Genomic DNA, 18,551 nt, shown 5'->3' with positions numbered 1-18,551 from the left:
GACACCAATCTTGGCTCATCAATTTTCTGACAAATTCTCTCAAATAAACTTCGAGTAATTTAAACCAATCAATCAATGATAATATTTCGATTAATCAACCAGTAAAAATCCACACAAGTTGTTCTTCATAATCTCTTAATGATCTTCTTAAAACTTCGTCAGCTTTAAGTCCAACTTAATGACTTAACTTTTCGTTTAGTGCATTGCGTTGGTGTGCTGCGTATTTTATACAGTTTCAAAACGAGCGCAAGTGCTTTTCTTAAAAATATTCAAAAAACGCCACTGCCTGCTTATTTTTTAATCCGAAAGGTTATTTTTAACACTTTTTTAGAGTTTTTCTAGCTACTTCTGCATTTAAAGTTTAAGCAAATGTGAATTTTCTCAAACTTCTTAAATAAAAAAGGATCAAAATTACTGTTGATCCTTATCTCCTAACTCCTAAAAGCTTAATTAGCCTGTTCAGCAAACCACGCCATGAATTTCTGGCGTTCACTCTTAGATGCTTTTTTCCATAACTCAATCATTTGCTGATCACTACTGCTATTTAGAGCTGAACTTTGTTGAGCTGATACCGTTGTAACCACAGGTTTAGCTGTATGTTGTGTATATACAGCTGCGGGTTGATTGACTGGTATTGTAACCTCCCCTCCACTTAAGTCGGTGGCATTATCCAAAACTCTACCTCCAAACCATCGTTTAGAAGAGGCTTTTGCTCCTGCTTGCTGAACCAATAGTTGCTGATTAGCATTATATAAACCGATAATAGGTTGATCTTTATACGCTTTCGCTTCATCAAAATCTTGTGGTGCATTAATTAAGGCCAAGTTATAAGCCTCGCCATCTTTTAATTCTGGAGTTTTGATCGTTACCACGCCCGATTTTAAAATATCATGTGAACTATCATGATGTTCAAAGAACTCATTATAGCGAGCGCTAATCGTATTCACGCCCGGATCAATTTTATAAGTCTGATTTGAACGTAATAAGCCTGAATTTACCTTCTGATCATTCACCGCAACAATTTTAATTTCTTCAGGTACAGTTAAAGTGACCATTGAAAAAGCTGACGTACTGCCAAGTAATGCCATTGTCACTGCTGTGATACGTAAACCCATACTCTCTACTCATTGAATGATTCTTAAAAGTTCAGTTGCACTATGCCGTGTATAAATGTCAACTTTATGACAAACATTTCATTTATATTGCAGTTGCATCAATCTGGAGATTTTAGAAACGACAAATATAAAAAAAGAAGCAACAATGTGCTTCTTTTTAGCTTTCCACCCAATTATGCAAAAATTTTAAAGCGATCAGCATCATCTATAAAGGTTTTTTCACCCGCTGGCGCTTCGATTGAACCAAAGACCAACTGAGCACGCAGCTTCCAATTAGATGGCACATTAAAAGTTTTGGCAACTTCTTCATCAATAATTGGATTATAGTGTTGCAAGGAAGCCCCAATATTTCTTTCTGCTAATGCTGTCCAGGTTGCGAACTGAGCAATACCCGTAGAATGTTCTGACCAGTCTGGAAAGTGATCTGCATAGAGTGCAAACTGTTCTTGCAGAGATTTTATGATATCTTGATCTTCATAAAATAATGCTGTGCCATAACCTGCTGCAAAACCGTTAATTTTGGTATTGGTACCTTCAAAAGCCTCAGCAGATATGAGATCACGTAAGGTTTCGCGAACAATATTCCAGAACTTTTCATGTGACTCACCGAACAGAATCACGACACGTGAAGTTTGGGAGTTAAAAGCTGACGGGCTATGCTTGACTGCATCTTTAATAATGTTTTCAATTTCTGCCTGTTCCAGGCTCACGTTTTTACCAATTGCATAAATAGTACGACGTTGTTTGATCTCATTTAAAAATGCCATGAATCCACCTTTATCTATTCTGTTTATTAAAATCAATAAAGCCATCTTAGGCATTTTTCTGCTTTTAAACAGCCTTATTTCAATAACAATGCGTTTTATTTATAGAACATTCTTTATAGCACTAAAATTGATGAATTGTATCTAGCGCCTTGGCCCCTTCGTCTTGCTTGACATAATTTAAATTTAGCTAAAAACCTGGAAAAATTCCTGCTCCGGCTGCTTTACTTTTTCTGCGATAGTTTCTTCAATTGAACCAAAACATAATTGAGCTCGCAGCAGCCAGTTTAGATCTATTTGAAAATGCTCACCAACCCGGCGATCAATCTGCGGGTTATAATGCTGTAGTGAAGCCCCCACGCCAGCAGATGCAAGAGCCGTCCAGGCTGCGTATGCACCATACCTGAACTTTGCTCGGACCAGACCGGAAAGTCTTCTGCGCTGAATGGCACTTTCTTTTGTAGCTGCTGAATCACTTGCTGATCTTCATAAAACAAGATCGTCCCCAAGGCATTTCGGCACTGATTTAGCTTAACTTCAACACCTTCATAAATCTGGGGAGGTACATACTGTCGTTGTACATCTTTTACAATATCCCAGAACTGATGATGTGAATCACTAAATAACACCACGACTCGCGCAGTTTGAGCATTATATGCAGAAGGACAACTTTTTACGGCTTCCTCAATCAGTTCGGTCAGATAAGCCTGACTATGCTGCACCCGTTTTCCTAATTGATAGATACTACGGCGTTTTTTTAACTGTTCAACAAATGGTATCTGCTGATGTTCAGATATTTTTTGTTTTCTTGAAATTTTAAAATCTTTAGTTAAATCGGTTGTTAATACATGACCAATCTTGTTAAGCAATGCCATCTTATCCCCCAAAGCCCGAGCTACATTACATCTGGCAAATCCCCTACAATTATAATGGCTTTAAGTCAGCAGATTAGTTTTCTGAAATTTCTAGTGTTGTTTTTTAAAACACTTAATTTCTTTAAAAACAATAAACTCCGCATTTAGCGGAGTTTATGTGATGCAGCCTGCATTCCTTATTTTTCAGTTTCAAAAAGCGCAGCTACAAAAGACTTGGCCGAGAAAGGACGTAAGTCATCAATTTTCTCACCCACCCCAATAAAACGAATGGGTACATGAGTGCGGCTAGCGATATTAAACAACACCCCACCTTTAGCTGTACCATCGAGTTTGGTGATGGTTAAGCCAGTTAAGCCGACCGCTTCATCAAACATTTCAACCTGGTTAATCGCATTTTGACCTGTACCGGCATCGACCACCAGCATGACTTCATGAGGTGCAGTCGCATCGATTTTTTGCATAACACGTTTTACTTTGGTCAACTCCTGCATCAAGTGACCTTTGTTATGCAAACGTCCGGCAGTATCAGCAATCAACACGTCCACACCTTTGGCACGTGCACTTTCAAATGCATCGAAAATGACAGAGGCAGAGTCAGCACCATGACCTTGGGCCACAACCTGAATATTATTACGCTCACCCCAGATTTGTAATTGCTCGGTTGCCGCAGCACGGAAAGTATCGCCCGCCGCCAGCATGACTTTTTTACCTTCACCTTGCAAACGTTTTGCCAGCTTACCGATAGTTGTAGTTTTACCTACGCCATTCACCCCCACCACCAAAATCACATATGGTGATTTGTTCGGATCAATGTGCAGAGGCTTGACACGTGGCGCCAGTAAAGCCACCAGTTCTTCCTGAAGTGCCTTATAAAGTGAATGTGAATAAATCAGATCACCACGTGCAGTACGTTCCGTCAGGTTGGCAATAATTGTTTTAGTGGCTTCTACTCCAATATCTGCCACTAATAACTGCTCTTCGACTTCCTCTAATAGCTCATCATCAATTTCTTTACCACCAATCAGGATATTCACCATACCATCCGCAAGGTTTTTACGGGTCTTGGTTAATCCTTCTTTCATCCGACTAAAGAAACCACCTTTTGCAGCAGATTCTTCTGCCTGAACGTCCTCTGTTCCAGGTGTCGATGGGAGGGTCTCACTGCCCTGTGTCTCTACTGATGCTTCTACAATCGGCACATTAACCGCAGGTAAACTCGGTAATGTGACATCATCATCTCCGATATCAGCATCAATCAAAAATTTGTTTTGCCCAGTAGATTGCTGTTGCATGCCGAATCCTTGAAAAGCATTGCGTTAAAAAATAGGATTCTACCATAACTTGGGCCTTTTTGAGCTAGCAATCCAATCGCCCAACAAAGACAGCAAAAAGTTACAAGCTGTGGTTGCTTTCAGTCCGACATTTATTAAAAATAACGATAAATACAAATATATTCAGGAAGATCGAGTGTTCAACTCCCGACTTACCACTTCCTCTTATTTTAAATTACTCAGACAGAGTTTTTATCCTGTCGCCACTCTTCTCATAAGTTTGGGTTTAACCCAAGCTTATGCTCAAACCAGCAGTGAACTTTCACGTACGACTTTTGAAACCACTTTAAGCAATGGTTTAAAAGTGATTATCCGGGAAGATCATCGCGCGCCCATGGTGATGACCCATATCTGGTACAAAGTAGGCAGCTCAGACGAATCCGGCAATATTCTGGGTGTATCTCATGTCCTGGAACATATGATGTTCAAAGGCACAACCAAGGTTCCCAATGATGAATTTACTCGCCTTAGCCGACTCTATGGTGGCAGCATCAATGCAGCGACCTTTACCAATTACACCAATTATTATCAGCTTTATCCCAAAGCCTACTTTCCCTTAGCGCTGGAACTTGAAGCTGATCGCATGAGTAATCTTTTATTAAGGCAACAGGACTTCGAACCTGAAATCAAAGTAGTCATGGAAGAACGGCGCCAACGCACCGAAGACAATCCTCGCGCACGTGCTTTTGAACGCTTTAAATGGATTAGTTATCCCACCAGTCATTATCGCCAGCCAGTGATTGGCCATATGAAAACTTTGAATAATATTCAGTTAAATGATGTGAAAAAATGGTATCGGGACTGGTATACACCCAACAATGCCATTCTGGTGATTGTCGGAGATGTTGAATCAGAAGCTGCATTGCATCAGGTACAAAAATATTTTGGCGATATTCCTTCACGCCCTACACCAGCCCGTAATGATGTGCTGGAATTTGAACAGCCGGGCTATCGGCATATGGAAATAACCACCGATGTACAGGTACCAAACCTGTATATGACCTGGAATGTAAAGTCTCTGGCGAGTGCCAAAAATCCCCAAGATGCCTATACCCTCAGTATTATTCGCAGCCTGCTGGATAGTGGGATTTCTTCACGCTTGCAGGATCGTTTAGTACGTGATCGCAAAGTCTTGACCTCTGTTAGCGCCACTTATGATCCTTATAATCGCGGCGACAGTATTTTTGGGATTTCAGCTTTGCCAGCCCCTGACATTTCTCTGGGAGAAGCACAAACAGCCATTCAGCAGGAAATTGAACTGTTAAAAACTCAAATAGTTTCCACACAGGAACTTGAACGCATCAGCACGCGCTTTATCTCCAGTTTAATCTACAGCCAGGATGATATTGGCGGGCAGGCAAAAATCATAGGCAATCTGGAGGTCAACGGTTTAAGTTACCGCCTGATTGATGCATTACCCACACACTATGCAAGTGTCAGTGCCGAAGATATCCAGCATGTAGCAAATACCTACTTTGTGCGTGACAATCTGAGTACGCTCTACATTATGCCTGAACAGAAAAGCCAACAATAATGACGTATATGCCTTCTATTCGCTGTTTTCTTTTGCTAGTCAGTGTGAGTTTTAGTCCTGCTCTGTGGGCAGAAAGTTATTTAAATGCCGAAGTTGGTGTAAACAACTTGCCTGATCAGTTGACATCAGTTCCACTATTACAAAGTTTAAAGAAGCTGAATTTAGAACAGACCTTTCAGGCACCTCATATTCATGATCTCAACAATCGTTACAAGGTACGCACCCTGTTTGTAGAAACTCGAGATCTGCCGATGGTCGATATTCAGCTGACTTTTAATGCGGGCGCAGCACGTGATCAGGAAATTGCACCCGGCTTATACGGACTATCAAATATGGCAGCCAAGTTGATGCGTGAAGGTACAGAAGATTATACCGCCAATCAGATTGCTGCCGTACTTGATCAGGCTGGTGCACAATTGAGTATGCAAGCTTATCGGGATATGTTCATTATCCGTTTACGTTCACTATCCGATCCTCAAAAGCTGGAACCTGCCTTAAGCATGATGATGGAAATACTGAATCATGCCTCCTTTAAAAGCTCCAGTATTAACCTTGTCTTAAGTAATACCCAGGTGGGCCAGAAACAGCTACAAGAAAATCCAAGCCGCTTAATGAACATCCGTTTCTACCGTACACTTTATGGTAAACACCCATATGCAGAACCAATTAGTGGGACGCAAGGCAGTACCAAAAAAATAACAGCCGACTTGTTAAAAAAATTTCGTGATCAGTTTGTGGTCGCACAGAATATGAATATTGCGATTACCGGAAAACTCACTCCAAAACAGGCATTAAATTTATCAGAACGCATTGCAGGCAACATACGGCAAGGTTCAAAAGCTGCACCTTTACCTGAACCTGAACTCAAAACTGGTCTGGAGGTGGTACATTTACCCTATCAGTCTTCGCAGGCGTATGTCATTTTCGGGCATTTAGGACCAACACGCTCTAGTGAAGACCGTCTGGCGCTTGAAGTCGCCAACCGGATGTTTGGCGGCGGAGGCTTTAACTCGGTCTTGATGCAGGAGTTACGCATCAAACGAGGCTTTACTTATAGTGCCAGCAGCTCCTTTACTTTTAGTCAGGCACCGGGGGTATTTAGTTTTCAATATTCTACCCGGCAGGATCAACTGCTGGAGAGCATACAAGTCGCGCATCGGGCATTTATTGATTTTGTCCGGCAACCTATTGATCAAAAGCGCCTGGAGGAAACCAAGGCCGGCATGTTGCGCGCCTTTCCTAACAACTACAGCAGCAATGCAACCATTAATGCCCAGTTGGGCACAATGGGCTTTTATGGTGAGAAAGCAGATTATTTATCTAGCTATCCTGAGCAGCTCAGCAAAATCAGTGCAAGGGATGTACAAGATTCAGTGCGCAAACATTTACATCCGGAAAATGTCAGTCTGGTGATAGTCAGCAAGGAACTGGACAGTGCTCAACTAAAAATGCACCTGCAACACAATCTGCTTGAGACCCGTTCTGGTGAAGCAATATCCAGTAAAAACTAGGGATTTTCTAGAGAGATTGGTGGCAGCTGATGTGCACGTAAAGACTCTCGCTGATAGGCTTGCATCAGTTTTAGATATTGTCCTCGGGAAATCTGCTCTTGCTTTAATAGCAGCTGTGCCATGTCCTGGGTTTGTGGCAAGTAATGTTGCTCAGACAAGTGCAGCAACTGATTCAACTGCGCCGCTGTTAAAGGACGATACAATGCAAAGGTGGCTAAAGCTAAAATCACCACAACAATAAAAATCACAACCGTATTATAAATTTGTTCAAGCTGAATCTTGCTGAAAAAATCACTAATCTTTTTGCTGTCTATAGCCATACACTACCTCAAGTTAAAAGTAGTGTATGGCTGCAGTTACTGAAGTTCAAGTCATGAATCCGAATATCCATCACCTGCTGAAATGCTATACAGCGATTAATTCAGCCGCTCAAACACACTCCAGGCAATGACAAACGCTACCAGAGCAAGCACCAGGAAAATTGCAAATTTGCTTAGACCTGCCTCTGCTTCTGGTGGATGCCAGCGGTCTTCTGTTGCAATTCGAACCAGTTCAGTATTGTAGAGTTTATAAAACTGTGCTCGCTGATTCTCATCCAGGGCACGGGTGAAATCATAAACTTCTTTACGCTGAGCCAGACCAAAATGCCCTAAATGTGCATGCCTGTCATAAATCACATTATCGAGTTTCTGGCGATGTAAGTCTGCAAGCTGGAGGACCTGACCAGCTGTAGGTGGCATGTCAAAAGTAATACCATCCAATATTCTTGTGCTCATCATTTTTCTCCTTTCTTGTTTCTTGTCTTATTAAAATTTATACTATTAAAAATTATAAGTGTGTATAGTTTAATCATGTAAACTATAATACTGATAACAAAGCTTCAACAATAATTGACTTTTCAATCATTCTGTAATATTAGTTTAATAATACTTAGCTATACTTGTATGTAGACTTAGTTAAAGTCGATCCTGTAATCATAATTAAAATTAAGGAGTTTTTATATGATACAACAAATCTCTCAACATGACTTAGAGCATCTGTATGCTGATGCAGTCAATACGATCCAATCACAAATGAACTTTGTAGATGCAGTCAAACAACTAGAAGATGCAGCGCGTGCTGGTCATGGTAAAGCAGCTCTCTTTTTAGCAGAACTGTATTATCAGGGTTTTCGTGTAGAACGGGATTCTCTTAAAGCCCAGTACTGGCAGAGTATGGCCACGATGCAAGCATAAAAAAACGTCACCTCGGTGGCGTTTTTTTCACCTTATATTTCAATAAACTACTAACACTTACATACTTTATTACGATTGCTTGCAAAGCTGAAACAGTAATTTCATACAGATTTCCTAAAATAGCACCCAAGTCCAATACGTACTTTACTCTAATGACAATACCTAAGCTGACCTATCCCAATCTTATTCAGTACAATCCGATCTGCAAAAAAAATTTGCTGAAAGTGACTATGCTCAAATCCCTGATGTACTGTGGCATCCTGTGGGGCGTCTATCATCAGGGTTGGGCCATGATGCGGGATCATGAGGATTGTATCTTTCCATTTTGGCTTAACCCTTTAGATGCTAAAAATTATGCCAAACAGCACTGGCCAAATTATGAGCCACGCAAAATCAATTCAGAGGATTTTGAGAACAATCTGCTGCCTACCCTAACGCGCCTTAATGTAATTCCTGCTCTATGTAATCCAAACGGATCAAAACTGAAATTAACTACAGAACAGATGCGTTATTTATTTTTTTCTCAACAGAGACTGCACATTGCCTGAATAACATGTTATTTATAAAGACTAAACTAAGAAGTAACTAGCGATAATCAGTTTATATTTCTTCTAAAACCAATAATAAATGAACGAAAGGATCCAATAGAATGACCAATGTGGCACAAGTACTCAAAGCCAAAGTACACCAGATAATTTATACCATTCATCCAGATGCAACCGTACTAGAAGCCATCACTCTAATGGCAGATAAAGGAATTGGTGCAGTGGTCGTGACTCAGGAAGACAAAGTGGTCGGCATTCTGTCAGAGCGGGATTACACTCGTAAAATTGCCCTTATGCAAAGATCTTCTGTCGATACAACGGTGAATGAAATTATGACGCCTAAAGTGATTACTGTAACTACAGGCAGCACAGTCGAAAACTGTCTGGAGCTGATGACTGATCATCATTTACGTCACCTGCCTGTGGTTGAAAATGAAAAGCTAATAGGCCTGATTTCAATTGGTGATCTGGTCAAAGCAACCATGGAAGATCAACGGCAATTGATTGATCAACTACAACAATATATTTCGGGTTAAGCTTTCTTTAAGGTATTCAAAGAAATCTCATTCCAACTATTCATTATTGGCTTGTAATGATTTTAAGATGATGAGATATAAAAAAAGATCCCAGCACTAGGCTGGGATCTTTAGCTGAACTCAGGCTATTAATTTAAGCCCAGTTTCTCTGCAACATAGTCTGAATCTTTATCACCACGGCCAGACAGGTTCACCACAACTTTTGTCTCTTTTGACAGCTTGCCCGCTTCACGAATCGCCCAGGCAACTGCATGTGAGCTTTCCAAAGCCGGAACAATTCCTTCCACACGTGACAAGGTCATAAAGGCATCCAGGCATTCCTGATCTGTCGCTGTAGTGTATTCTACCCGACCCAAATCCTTAAGCAGGCTATGCTGCGGACCCACACCCGGATAATCCAGGCCTGAGGCAATTGAATGCACAGGCAAAGGCTCACCTTGTTCATCTTCCAGTACATAACAGGCCATACCATGTAACTGGCTCGGCTTACCCAAAGTCAAGGTTGCTGAATGCATATCGGTATTCAGACCATGACCTGCCGGTTCCACTCCAATCAGTTTGACTTCGGGATTATTTAAAAAAGCACTAAATGCACCTACAGCATTTGAACCGCCGCCGACACAGGCAACCACATAATCCGGGTTTGCACCAAAACGCTCATACGTTTGAACTTTAATTTCTTCACCAATAATGGACTGGAAATCACGCACCATCATTGGGAATGGATGTGGCCCTACCACAGAACCAATCGCATAAATAAAGTTTTTCGGATCTTTTAAATATTCCTCAAAGGCACTATCAACCGCATCTTTTAAAGTTGCGGTACCACGAGTCACAGTCACCAGATGAGCACCCAGAATTTTCATTTTGACAACGTTTGGATGTTCTTTTTCGATGTCCACCTGTCCCATGTGGATTTCACATGGAATACCAACCAAGGCACATGCCGTAGCCAGTGCCACACCATGCTGGCCTGCTCCGGTTTCAGCAATGACTTTGGTCTTTCCCATATATTTGGCTAAAAGTGCCTCACCCAGACAGTGATTGATTTTATGAGCACCAGTATGGTTCAGGTCTTCGCGTTTTAAATAGATCTGCGCACCGCCCAATTGCTCAGAGAGACGCTTGGCGTGAAATAAAGGACTCGGACGGCCTACATAATGAGCAAACAGCTCTTTCAGTTCATTTTGAAATTCTTCAGTCTGGCGAATTTCCTGATAGGCAACATTAATATCATTCATGGCCTGTTTTAAATCAGGCGGAATGAACTGACCACCATATTGGCCAAAGAAGCCTTCTTCATTTGGCAGCGCAATGCCATTAATTTGATGATTCATAGCAATCCTTAACTGTGAAATATAGATGAGCACTCAATTGCTTTACTTTATAAGCGTGAAAGCAACAACTTGAGCAATCAAAACTTAAACCATTGATATAAAAACTAAATTAACGGGTCAGATATTTGGTCATATCTTCAATACCCTTTAAGGTCATCGGGAACATATGCCCCTCAAAGATTTGCCTGATGAGTCCGATGGTATGGGTGTAATGCCAGTATCTTTCTTCTTCCGGATTGAGCCAGGCGGTTTTATCGAAATGCTGACGCAGTCGCTGTAACCAGACCTGTCCGGCCTCGTCATTCATATATTCAACTGAGCCGCCTACCGAATTCAATTCATAAGGCGCCATACTGGCATCACCCACCACAATTACCCGATAGTCTCGGCCATAAGTATTGAACAGATCCCAGGTATTCATGCGTGAACTGGAACGCCGAACATTATCTTTCCAGACGTAGTCATACAGACAGTTATGGAAATAGAAATATTCAAGGGTCTTAAATTCGGTCTTGGCTGCACTAAACAGCTTTTCACACTGGGCAATGTGCGCATCCATGGAACCACCGATATCAAACAGCATCAGTACTTTAATACGGTTACGGCGCTCTGGTACCAGTTGTACATCCAGAATGCCCTGCTTGGCTGTTTCACGAATCGTACCATCAATATCCAGCTCTTCCGCTGCACCCTGACGGGCAAATTTACGCAAACGGCGTAGCGCCATTTGCATTTGCCGGCTACCCAGAAGCTGGTCATCATCCAGATTACGATATTGACGCTGCTCCCAGACTTTTACCGCAGAGCGTTTACGCCCTGGCCCGCCAATCCGCACACCTTCCGGATGATCACCATAGGCACCAAAGGGAGAAGTCCCACCCGTGCCAATCATTTTGTTACCACCCTGATGTTTTTTATGCTGTTCGCGCAGACGCTCTTCCAGCATTTTCATCAGCTCTTCCAGCGAACCGGCTTTCTTCAGCTCTTCACGCTGTTCAGGTGTCAGATGCTTTTCCAGTAATTCCAGGTCAAACCAGTCTTTAGGCAGTTTGTGCACCTGATTCAACAGCTCATCCAGATCAAAGGTTGAAATACCATCAAAATAGTCTTTCATGGCGCGATCAAACTTGTCGAAATAGCGCTCATCTTTAACCATGATAGTTTTGGCCAGCTGATAGAATTCATCCTGATCAGCAAAGACAATTCCGGCAGCTACTGCCTGATTCAGGTCAATCAGTTCACGGGTCGAAACCGGCACACCATAGCGGCGCAAGGTATAAAACAGTCGCACAAACATGCCTGTTTCCCCCTAACGGCGTGACATAAAGGCTAGACGCTCAAGCAGCTGTACATCCTGCTCGTTTTTGATGAGTGCGCCGTAGAGTGGCGGAATGGCTTTGGTTTTATCAGCATTACGCAGCACATCTTCCGGCATGTCATCGGCCATGAGCAGGCTGAGCCAGTCAATCAGTTCAGAGGTTGAAGGTGGTTTTTTTAAACCGGGAATCTGACGTAATTTAAAGAAAACTTGTAAAGCTTCATTCACCAATGTGGCAGAGATATTCTCGAAATGCACATCGATGATTTCGCGCATGGTGGCTTCATCCGGGAATTCGATATAGTGGAAGAAACAACGGCGCAGAAATGCATCTGGCAATTCTTTTTCATTATTTGAGGTAATGATGACGATTGGACGCTGGGTCGCAGTAATGGTCTCGCCAGTTTCGTAAACATAGAACGACATTTTATCGAGTTCATGCAACAAGTCATTTGGAAACTCGATATCGGCCTTGTCAATTTCATCAATCAGCAGAACACAGCGCTCTTCACTGGTAAAAGCTTCCCAGAGTTTACCTGGTTTGATGTAGTTTTTAATATCATAGACCCGGTCATCACCCAGCTGGCTATCACGCAAACGAGAAACTGCATCATATTCATACAATCCCTGTTGTGCCTTGGTGGTCGACTTGATATGCCAGGTAATCAGCCTCAATCCCAAACTGTGTGCCACCTGTTCAGCCAGCAGGGTTTTACCGGTCCCCGGCTCACCTTTTACCAGTAAAGGCTTTTGCAAACTACGCGCAGCTTTTACGGCCAGCTTTAGACTGTCAGTCGCAATGTACTGATCTGTACCTGAAAATTGTTGAATATCAGCAGACATGATTTAACCTTATTTTTTTACTTACAACGGTGAACTTTTCTTGTTTAAAGTCGTATCCGGTTTTTTCGATATATAACTGGACCAGCAATAGCCAATCACACATCCAAGGCCAATGACAAATAAAATAAGTGACGCATTAATCCAAACCAGCTCCTGCTCCTTGGTTAAAACCCCAAATAGCAGACCGAAAATTGCCGGGGCAACCGAGGCATTCGGGCCTTCAGAAACGGTGGGGGTTAATAAAACCGCGAAGGCCAGTAACCATAAAAAACTGCCCATTACTCTTGGCAGGCGTCTGGTTACCCCATACCAGCAAAGTAAGGCAATCAGGCTGCCAAGCATATACACGGCTACTGCAATACTCTGTTCAGGAATTGAATCTAATACGTTTACATAACCATTCATCTCACAACTCCTGAATTCATATTAGGCACCACGCAATCCTTCGGGCGCTACTGCATTTGGATTGATCAGGCCTTCTGGCGGCATTTGCAAAAAGAAACCGCGAGTCACAATGGAGTCCATTACATGCAGGACATTGGCACGCGCCAGTTTGCGCGATTCACTCAATTCAAGGTGCATGACAAAAGTTGCACGCCCAAATGCTACACGTACCGGCTCAGACAAGACTTCGAGCGGCTCAAATGTTTCTTCAGTTTCGCCCTCATCTGCAGGACGCGCCACATAAAGATACATTTCATCTTTTTTACTGGATTTGTAGATAGACACTTGCATGTTTTAAACGACTTTTCTTAAAAACAACCGCAAGGATACATTAAAAAAAAGACAGATACATTAGCCTTGCCGAATGCATCAGTCGTGATTTTGTATAATTGCTTTATCTTTAATCAATTCTTTCCCCAGTCATTCCGTGACTTTCATCTGGGTCGAAAGATAAGATTCATCCTCATGCAGCACCCGAAGTAGCGGCAAGGTCAGCAGCTCATAGCGCCAGCCTAGCAGATAATCCGGCAACTCTTGTTCATCCTTATGAAAGACCACATGTTGATACAGGGCATTTAGCCATTTTTTACGCATCAGCACTTCCTTAGGAATGGTGGTTTCAGCAGAGACCTGCTGAATAAGCAGATCAATTTTATCACCAACTTCTCTGGAAGAATGACGGATTGGACGAGCCAGACGTAATGGCCAGTCCGACTGTTCTGGCAGGAATTTCAATAAGTCCAGAATCGTTTTACCATGATCACGTACAATATTGGCACGTATATCTTTCACCTGGCTCAACTGAAAATTATTGCGCGGAAATTTCTCAACCAGATCAATCATGGTCGCATTTTTCAGAATAAAGCTGCGTGGCTGATTTAAAGCCTTGGCAATCTGTTCACGCCAAACTGCCAGCTGCTGTAATTGCATAAGCTGACGGCGAGAATGCCGGTAATTTCCCACATCCTGATACAGCAAGGCAGTCGGTGTTTCTTCCCCTATTTCCCGGGTCAGGAACTGACAATCCTGTAAGGCAAAATCAAGCAGGGATTTGCTGTTTAAATCCTGTTTGATTTTTTCAGCCAATTGCATCAGATAATGTACATCATTGGCCGCATACAGTAACTGCTCGCTACTTAAAGGACGCGCCAGCCAGTTGGAGCGGGTCTGGTCTTTTTCAATATCTATTTCCAGCATCTGCTTCAAGGCATTCTGGTAGCTGACTTGCAGACCATGACCCAAAAATGACATACCCACCTGCGTATCAAAAACATTCTCCAGTGCTTTTTGCTGGGTATAATGATAAATCAGGTCGATGTCTTCGCTACAGGCGTGAAAAACATTCTGTTGAGCATTAAAAATTTTGTGCAAAAACTCAGTCAGATCCAGAGTGGTTCCATCCAGAAGATAAACCTGATTGTCGACATTGATCTGAAAAACACCGAGTTTGGGCCACAGGGTATCTACCTTGATAAACTCGGTATCCAGACCATAGATTGAATTTTGATCCATTAAATCCAGAACAGGATACAGGTCGTTTTGGTGTTGAATAAACTGAAACATAAAGGCTGAGTCTAAGGATAGATGCTCGATAGCGGAATACTAGCTAATATATAAAATATTTATATAAAAAAACATACTTAATGCGACTAATTATCTAAAATAATTTACTTTGTAAGGAGTAGTTAGGTATAAATTAATATCTTTTTCCTATTAAACTCACACCTTCAGTTATACAAATTTTATTTAATCCTCATGCGGTTATGCACGGCCTGACTCAGCGTATGGCTGTCCACATACTCCAGTTCGCCTCCTTGAGGCACACCTTGAGCAATACGCGTCATCTGCACCGCTAAATGCTTGCTGGCTTCAACCAGATAATGTGCTGTTGCCTGTCCTTCTACAGTCGCATTGGTGGCCAGGATCACTTCCTTAATCTGCCCTTGACTTAAACGCTGCAGTAAATAAGGAATGCCAATTTCTTCCGGCCCAATCCCGTCAAGTGGTGACAAGTGCCCACCCAAAACATGATATTTACCCCGGAAGCTGCCACTTTGCTCAATAGCCATCACATCGGCAGGTGATTCTACCACGCACAGCAATTCATCATCTCGCTCCAAGGAGGTACAGATATTACAGACCTCATCTTCGGTCAGCGAATGACAAATAGAGCACTCATGAATATGATTGGTCGCCTCAGTCAAAGCATGTGCCAGACCAATCGCACCTTCACGGTTTTTCATGATCAGGTGCAAAGCCATACGCTGAGCCGATTTCGGCCCAACGCTTGGCAAAATGCGTAATGCTTGAACGAGTTGATCAAAACGATCACTAAACATTGCGCACTCTTCCTTAGAATAAACCAGCCAGACCTGGTGGCAAGCCCATGCCTGAGTTTGCTGCTTTCATGCGCTCTTCTGAAATGGCTTCAGCCTGACGTGCTGCATCATTCATAGCAGCTGCAATCAGGTCTTCGATCATGTCAGGATCGTCCTGAAGAAGTTCAGGGTTAATTTCGATACGTTTCACTACATTACGTGCAGTCATGGTTACTTTTACCAAACCACCACCAGCCTCAGCATGCACTTCAGTTTGCGCAAGCTCTTCTTTGGCCTTTTTCACGTTGTTTTCAACTTCTTTTTGCATGCGCTGCGCTTGCTGCATCAACATATTAATGTTCATAAAAATCTCCGAACATATATTTATAAAATTAAATTAGATCTAAACCGCGTGTAATATCACGGATAATATCATCAATCTCTTCCAAACCGACAGAAATACGAATTAAACCTTCGCAAATACCTGCTGCAGCTTTGGCTTCTGGAGACAGTTTGCCATGCGTGGTGGTTGCCGGATGAGTAATAGTTGACTTGACATCCCCCAGATTACCGGTAATTGAGATAAAGTTTGTATTATCAATTACTTTCCATGCACCTTCACGGCCCGCCTTCACCACAAAAGAGACTATACCGCCAAAACCAGTTTGCTGTTTTGCTGCCAGCTCATGACCAACATGCTCAGGCAGGCCTGCATAATAGACTTTTTCTACTTTCGGATGCGCATTCAGGAACTCGGCTAATTTTTGTGCATTGGCAGAATGTTCACGCATACGTAAGCGTAATGTTTCCAGACCTTTCAAAAAGACCCAGGCATTAAACGGACTCATGGATGGCCCCGTCGTGCGTACATAACCGAAAACCTCTTCAAGCAGCTTATGGCTCCCCACAACTGCACCGCCTAGAGCACGCCCCTGACCATCCAGATATTTAGTCGCAGAATACACCACCAAGTCTGCACCAAATTTGATGGGTTGTTGTAATACAGGCGTACAGAAGCTGTTATCAATTGCTAGCAAGGCATCATTTGCATGCGCAATATCTGCTAGCGCCTGAATATCCGCCACTTCTGCCAAAGGATTTGATGGAGATTCAACAAAGAGCAGTCTGGTTTCTGGCTTAATAGCATTGTTCCAGGCCGCTATATCATGCAGGTCGACGAAATCTACAGCCACGCCAAATTTAGCCACGTACTTTTCAAACAAAGATACAGTCGAGCCAAATACTGCACGTGAACAGATCACATGATCGCCTGCTTTTAAAAAAGCCATTGCCACGGCCATAATGGCTGCCATACCTGAACTGGTAGCAACGGCGCGCTCTGCACCTTCGAGTGCAGCCAGACGTTTTTCAAAAGTGGCCACAGTTGGATTGGTAAAGCGGGAGTAGATATTGCCCGGTTCCTGGCCTGAAAATTTTGCTGCCGCTTCGGCCGCATTCTCATAGACAAATGAAGATGTTAGAAAAATCGGTTCGCCGTGCTCGCCTTCAAAACTACGGGTATGACCGGTACGAATGGCTAAGGTTTCTAACTGGTAGGAAATATCATCTTGCTGGCTCATCACTTTACCCCAGTCCAAGGGACTGCCTTTTGTAAAAATTTGCCAACATTTTGAGCGCCTAAGCTATTTCAGGTCAAGGTATAATAAGCAAATATTGCTTAGACTTCGATCAAATCTTCCCGAATACGGATAATTTATTTACATGATTCAATTAAAACAAAATATTCAGCGCCAGCGGAAAAAATTAAAACATCTTAATGCGCGTCTGTTTAACTCATCTACCCTGATTCTTTCGCAAAAAACACCTTTTGAATATATTGCCGCCACTGAATTCTGCAAGATTCGTTATTATGCCTCTCCTGACAAGAAATATCGTGAGCCCCTGGTCTTTATCGCGCCACTTGCAATCAATATGGATATTTACGACCTTTATCCTTATCGCTCCCTAGTCAAACATTTTCAGCATAGTGGCTTTGATGTGTATTTGGTGGAATGGAAACGTTTTCGCTATAAACATCGCCATTTAAATTTCCTATCCTTTGTTGACGGCGCAATTCCGCAAGCAATTGAGCGCATTTGTGCTCATTCTGGCAGCCAGTTTATTTCGTTGCATGGCTGGAGTATGGCCGGAATTTTTGTCACGCTCTATACTGCCCTGCATTCACCTGAACATGTTAAAAATCTGATCGTACTCGGCAGCCCGATTGACAGCTATGCTTCTGGTCGTATTGGTAAACTGTTTAGGAGCGCCAATCAGTTAATTTCTAAAAATAAAAACTTGCAACATAGCCTCTATCAAGGCCTGATTCCAAAACTCTATATCCATTCACCGGGTGTCCTCAATGCGCTTGGCTTTAAATTACTGGACCCTATTGGCTGGTTTAAAAGCCAGAAGCAGTTTTTACTGAATCTGGAAAATGTAGAAGATGTCTATGAACATGCCACCATGGGCAATTTTCTTAACAAAATGATTGACTATCCGGGTGGAATCAATCAGGACATGGTGCTGAATTTATGGTTACAGAATCCTCTGAAAGAAGGTTCTATGACTTTAAAGGGGCAAACCATCGACCTGAAAAATATCAACTGCTCCTTGTTGGTAGGCGCAGGCCAAACCGACCAGATTGTCACCAAGCACTCAGCTAAGCCTTTGATGGAATTGACAAGCAGCACCGATAAGACGTTTACTCTTATCCCAGGGGGCCATTTGGGGCTGATGTCCAACCAGAAAGCGGCCAATACCTTCTGGCCTAAATTAACCGCTTGGCTGGCACACCGCTCCACACGACTTGATGCCTGACCGCTCGGGGATCCAGAGCCTTTTA

General features: G+C 42.6%; 20 protein-coding genes and 1 pseudogene. 6 read left to right on the top strand and 15 right to left on the bottom strand.

All coding sequences use genetic code 11. The annotated features are described in order from the left end of the window. Nucleotides 1-446: 446 nt before the first annotated feature. From NI461_RS06635 to ftsY, 4 genes and pseudogenes are all read right to left on the bottom strand, one after another. Nucleotides 447-1,115 (bottom strand): DUF2057 family protein, encoded by a 669-nt coding sequence (locus NI461_RS06635; RefSeq protein WP_174659798.1) that lies wholly within the window; start codon nt 1,113-1,115, stop codon nt 447-449. A 173-nt stretch (nt 1,116-1,288) separates the two neighbouring features. Next, nucleotides 1,289-1,882: a nitroreductase family protein gene (locus NI461_RS06630; protein WP_151203123.1), complete on the bottom strand. Its 594-nt coding sequence runs from the start codon at nt 1,880-1,882 to the stop codon at nt 1,289-1,291. Nucleotides 1,883-2,065: 183 nt separating this feature from the next. Next, nucleotides 2,066-2,754 (bottom strand): annotated as a pseudogene (locus NI461_RS06625) (nitroreductase family protein). A gap of 176 nt (nt 2,755-2,930) precedes the next feature. Next, a complete protein-coding gene (gene ftsY, locus NI461_RS06620) occupies nt 2,931-4,046 on the bottom strand; it encodes a signal recognition particle-docking protein FtsY (protein ID WP_151203125.1) in 1,116 nt (371 codons plus the stop codon). Between the two features lie 175 nt (nt 4,047-4,221). Between ftsY and NI461_RS06615 the strand changes: the two genes are divergently transcribed. Both NI461_RS06615 and NI461_RS06610 read left to right on the top strand, forming a co-directional pair. Further along, the gene (locus NI461_RS06615) at nt 4,222-5,619 is read left to right on the top strand and encodes a pitrilysin family protein (protein WP_174659797.1); all 1,398 of its coding nucleotides are present in this window, start codon (nt 4,222-4,224) and stop codon (nt 5,617-5,619) included. An 8-nt stretch (nt 5,620-5,627) separates the two neighbouring features. Then, on the top strand, nt 5,628-7,130 hold the full coding sequence (locus NI461_RS06610) for a pitrilysin family protein (protein ID WP_174660577.1): 1,503 nt from the start codon (nt 5,628-5,630) through the stop codon (nt 7,128-7,130). Here NI461_RS06610 and NI461_RS06605 read toward each other — a convergent pair. After that, nucleotides 7,127-7,450: a hypothetical protein gene (locus NI461_RS06605; protein ID WP_174659796.1), complete on the bottom strand. Its 324-nt coding sequence runs from the start codon at nt 7,448-7,450 to the stop codon at nt 7,127-7,129. The two genes, NI461_RS06610 and NI461_RS06605, sit on opposite strands and share 4 nt — an antisense overlap. A gap of 96 nt (nt 7,451-7,546) precedes the next feature. Next, the gene (locus NI461_RS06600; RefSeq protein ID WP_151203129.1) at nt 7,547-7,906 is read right to left on the bottom strand and encodes a hypothetical protein; all 360 of its coding nucleotides are present in this window, start codon (nt 7,904-7,906) and stop codon (nt 7,547-7,549) included. A 225-nt stretch (nt 7,907-8,131) separates the two neighbouring features. On the opposite strand from NI461_RS06600, the gene NI461_RS06595 reads away from it, so the two are divergent. The 3 genes from NI461_RS06595 (at nt 8,132) to NI461_RS06585 (ending at nt 9,446) form a co-directional block, all read left to right on the top strand. Beyond that, nucleotides 8,132-8,365 carry a hypothetical protein gene (locus NI461_RS06595; protein ID WP_151203130.1) on the top strand — a complete coding sequence of 78 codons (234 nt, stop codon included), beginning with the start codon at nt 8,132-8,134 and terminating at the stop codon, nt 8,363-8,365. Nucleotides 8,366-8,595: 230 nt separating this feature from the next. Continuing rightward, on the top strand, nt 8,596-8,913 hold the full coding sequence (locus NI461_RS06590; protein WP_227548040.1) for a DUF2750 domain-containing protein: 318 nt from the start codon (nt 8,596-8,598) through the stop codon (nt 8,911-8,913). 101 nt (nt 8,914-9,014) lie between these two features. Beyond that, nucleotides 9,015-9,446, top strand: coding sequence for a CBS domain-containing protein (locus tag NI461_RS06585; RefSeq protein WP_174659795.1), 432 nt, complete (start codon nt 9,015-9,017; stop codon nt 9,444-9,446). 128 nt (nt 9,447-9,574) lie between these two features. Here the strand turns inward: NI461_RS06585 and trpB are convergent, their stop codons facing one another. From trpB to NI461_RS06540, 9 genes are all read right to left on the bottom strand, one after another. Beyond that, nucleotides 9,575-10,783, bottom strand: coding sequence for a tryptophan synthase subunit beta (gene trpB, locus NI461_RS06580; protein WP_174659794.1), 1,209 nt, complete (start codon nt 10,781-10,783; stop codon nt 9,575-9,577). A 109-nt stretch (nt 10,784-10,892) separates the two neighbouring features. Continuing rightward, nucleotides 10,893-12,080 carry a VWA domain-containing protein gene (locus tag NI461_RS06575; RefSeq protein ID WP_174659793.1) on the bottom strand — a complete coding sequence of 396 codons (1,188 nt, stop codon included), beginning with the start codon at nt 12,078-12,080 and terminating at the stop codon, nt 10,893-10,895. A gap of 12 nt (nt 12,081-12,092) precedes the next feature. Continuing rightward, a complete protein-coding gene (locus NI461_RS06570) occupies nt 12,093-12,944 on the bottom strand; it encodes a MoxR family ATPase (protein ID WP_174659792.1) in 852 nt (283 codons plus the stop codon). A gap of 21 nt (nt 12,945-12,965) precedes the next feature. Next, nucleotides 12,966-13,349, bottom strand: coding sequence for a hypothetical protein (locus NI461_RS06565; protein WP_174659791.1), 384 nt, complete (start codon nt 13,347-13,349; stop codon nt 12,966-12,968). Between the two features lie 21 nt (nt 13,350-13,370). After that, a complete protein-coding gene (locus NI461_RS06560; protein WP_151203137.1) occupies nt 13,371-13,679 on the bottom strand; it encodes a YcgL domain-containing protein in 309 nt (102 codons plus the stop codon). 129 nt (nt 13,680-13,808) lie between these two features. After that, nucleotides 13,809-14,951, bottom strand: coding sequence for an HRDC domain-containing protein (locus tag NI461_RS06555; protein ID WP_151208128.1), 1,143 nt, complete (start codon nt 14,949-14,951; stop codon nt 13,809-13,811). Between the two features lie 179 nt (nt 14,952-15,130). After that, nucleotides 15,131-15,727, bottom strand: coding sequence for a recombination mediator RecR (gene recR, locus NI461_RS06550; protein WP_151203139.1), 597 nt, complete (start codon nt 15,725-15,727; stop codon nt 15,131-15,133). 13 nt (nt 15,728-15,740) lie between these two features. Continuing rightward, entirely contained in the window at nt 15,741-16,070 is a 330-nt protein-coding gene (locus NI461_RS06545) for a YbaB/EbfC family nucleoid-associated protein (protein WP_151208127.1), read from the bottom strand. Between the two features lie 28 nt (nt 16,071-16,098). Beyond that, on the bottom strand, nt 16,099-17,286 hold the full coding sequence (locus tag NI461_RS06540; RefSeq protein ID WP_151203141.1) for an O-succinylhomoserine sulfhydrylase: 1,188 nt from the start codon (nt 17,284-17,286) through the stop codon (nt 16,099-16,101). A 142-nt stretch (nt 17,287-17,428) separates the two neighbouring features. On the opposite strand from NI461_RS06540, the gene NI461_RS06535 reads away from it, so the two are divergent. Next, complete coding sequence (locus tag NI461_RS06535; protein ID WP_174659790.1) at nt 17,429-18,526, top strand: alpha/beta fold hydrolase; 1,098 nt, start codon at nt 17,429-17,431, stop codon at nt 18,524-18,526. Nucleotides 18,527-18,551 lie beyond the last annotated feature (25 nt).

Origin of the sequence: Acinetobacter sp. S4400-12 (assembly GCF_024129495.1) — a bacterium.
In the GTDB taxonomy this organism is placed as follows: domain Bacteria; phylum Pseudomonadota; class Gammaproteobacteria; order Pseudomonadales; family Moraxellaceae; genus Acinetobacter; species Acinetobacter lwoffii_C.
This window is presented reverse-complemented; position numbering and strand designations above follow the sequence as displayed.

Bases quoted from the DNA above. Each gene is read 5' to 3' on its own strand.
- NI461_RS06635 (WP_174659798.1), bottom strand. From the start codon at position 1,115: ATGGGTTTACGTATCACAGCAGTGACAATGGCATTACTTGGCAGTACG.
- NI461_RS06630 (WP_151203123.1), bottom strand. From the start codon at position 1,882: ATGGCATTTTTAAATGAGATCAAACAACGTCGTACTATTTATGCAATT.
- ftsY (WP_151203125.1), bottom strand. From the start codon at position 4,046: ATGCAACAGCAATCTACTGGGCAAAACAAATTTTTGATTGATGCTGAT.
- NI461_RS06610 (WP_174660577.1), top strand. From the start codon at position 5,628: ATGCCTTCTATTCGCTGTTTTCTTTTGCTAGTCAGTGTGAGTTTTAGT.
- NI461_RS06605 (WP_174659796.1), bottom strand. From the start codon at position 7,450: ATGGCTATAGACAGCAAAAAGATTAGTGATTTTTTCAGCAAGATTCAG.
- NI461_RS06600 (WP_151203129.1), bottom strand. From the start codon at position 7,906: ATGAGCACAAGAATATTGGATGGTATTACTTTTGACATGCCACCTACA.
- NI461_RS06595 (WP_151203130.1), top strand. From the start codon at position 8,132: ATGATACAACAAATCTCTCAACATGACTTAGAGCATCTGTATGCTGAT.
- NI461_RS06590 (WP_227548040.1), top strand. From the start codon at position 8,596: ATGCTCAAATCCCTGATGTACTGTGGCATCCTGTGGGGCGTCTATCAT.
- NI461_RS06585 (WP_174659795.1), top strand. From the start codon at position 9,015: ATGACCAATGTGGCACAAGTACTCAAAGCCAAAGTACACCAGATAATT.
- trpB (WP_174659794.1), bottom strand. From the start codon at position 10,783: ATGAATCATCAAATTAATGGCATTGCGCTGCCAAATGAAGAAGGCTTC.
- NI461_RS06575 (WP_174659793.1), bottom strand. From the start codon at position 12,080: ATGTTTGTGCGACTGTTTTATACCTTGCGCCGCTATGGTGTGCCGGTT.
- NI461_RS06570 (WP_174659792.1), bottom strand. From the start codon at position 12,944: ATGTCTGCTGATATTCAACAATTTTCAGGTACAGATCAGTACATTGCG.
- NI461_RS06565 (WP_174659791.1), bottom strand. From the start codon at position 13,349: ATGAATGGTTATGTAAACGTATTAGATTCAATTCCTGAACAGAGTATT.
- NI461_RS06560 (WP_151203137.1), bottom strand. From the start codon at position 13,679: ATGCAAGTGTCTATCTACAAATCCAGTAAAAAAGATGAAATGTATCTT.
- NI461_RS06555 (WP_151208128.1), bottom strand. From the start codon at position 14,951: ATGTTTCAGTTTATTCAACACCAAAACGACCTGTATCCTGTTCTGGAT.
- recR (WP_151203139.1), bottom strand. From the start codon at position 15,727: ATGTTTAGTGATCGTTTTGATCAACTCGTTCAAGCATTACGCATTTTG.
- NI461_RS06545 (WP_151208127.1), bottom strand. From the start codon at position 16,070: ATGAACATTAATATGTTGATGCAGCAAGCGCAGCGCATGCAAAAAGAA.
- NI461_RS06540 (WP_151203141.1), bottom strand. From the start codon at position 17,286: ATGAGCCAGCAAGATGATATTTCCTACCAGTTAGAAACCTTAGCCATT.
- NI461_RS06535 (WP_174659790.1), top strand. From the start codon at position 17,429: ATGATTCAATTAAAACAAAATATTCAGCGCCAGCGGAAAAAATTAAAA.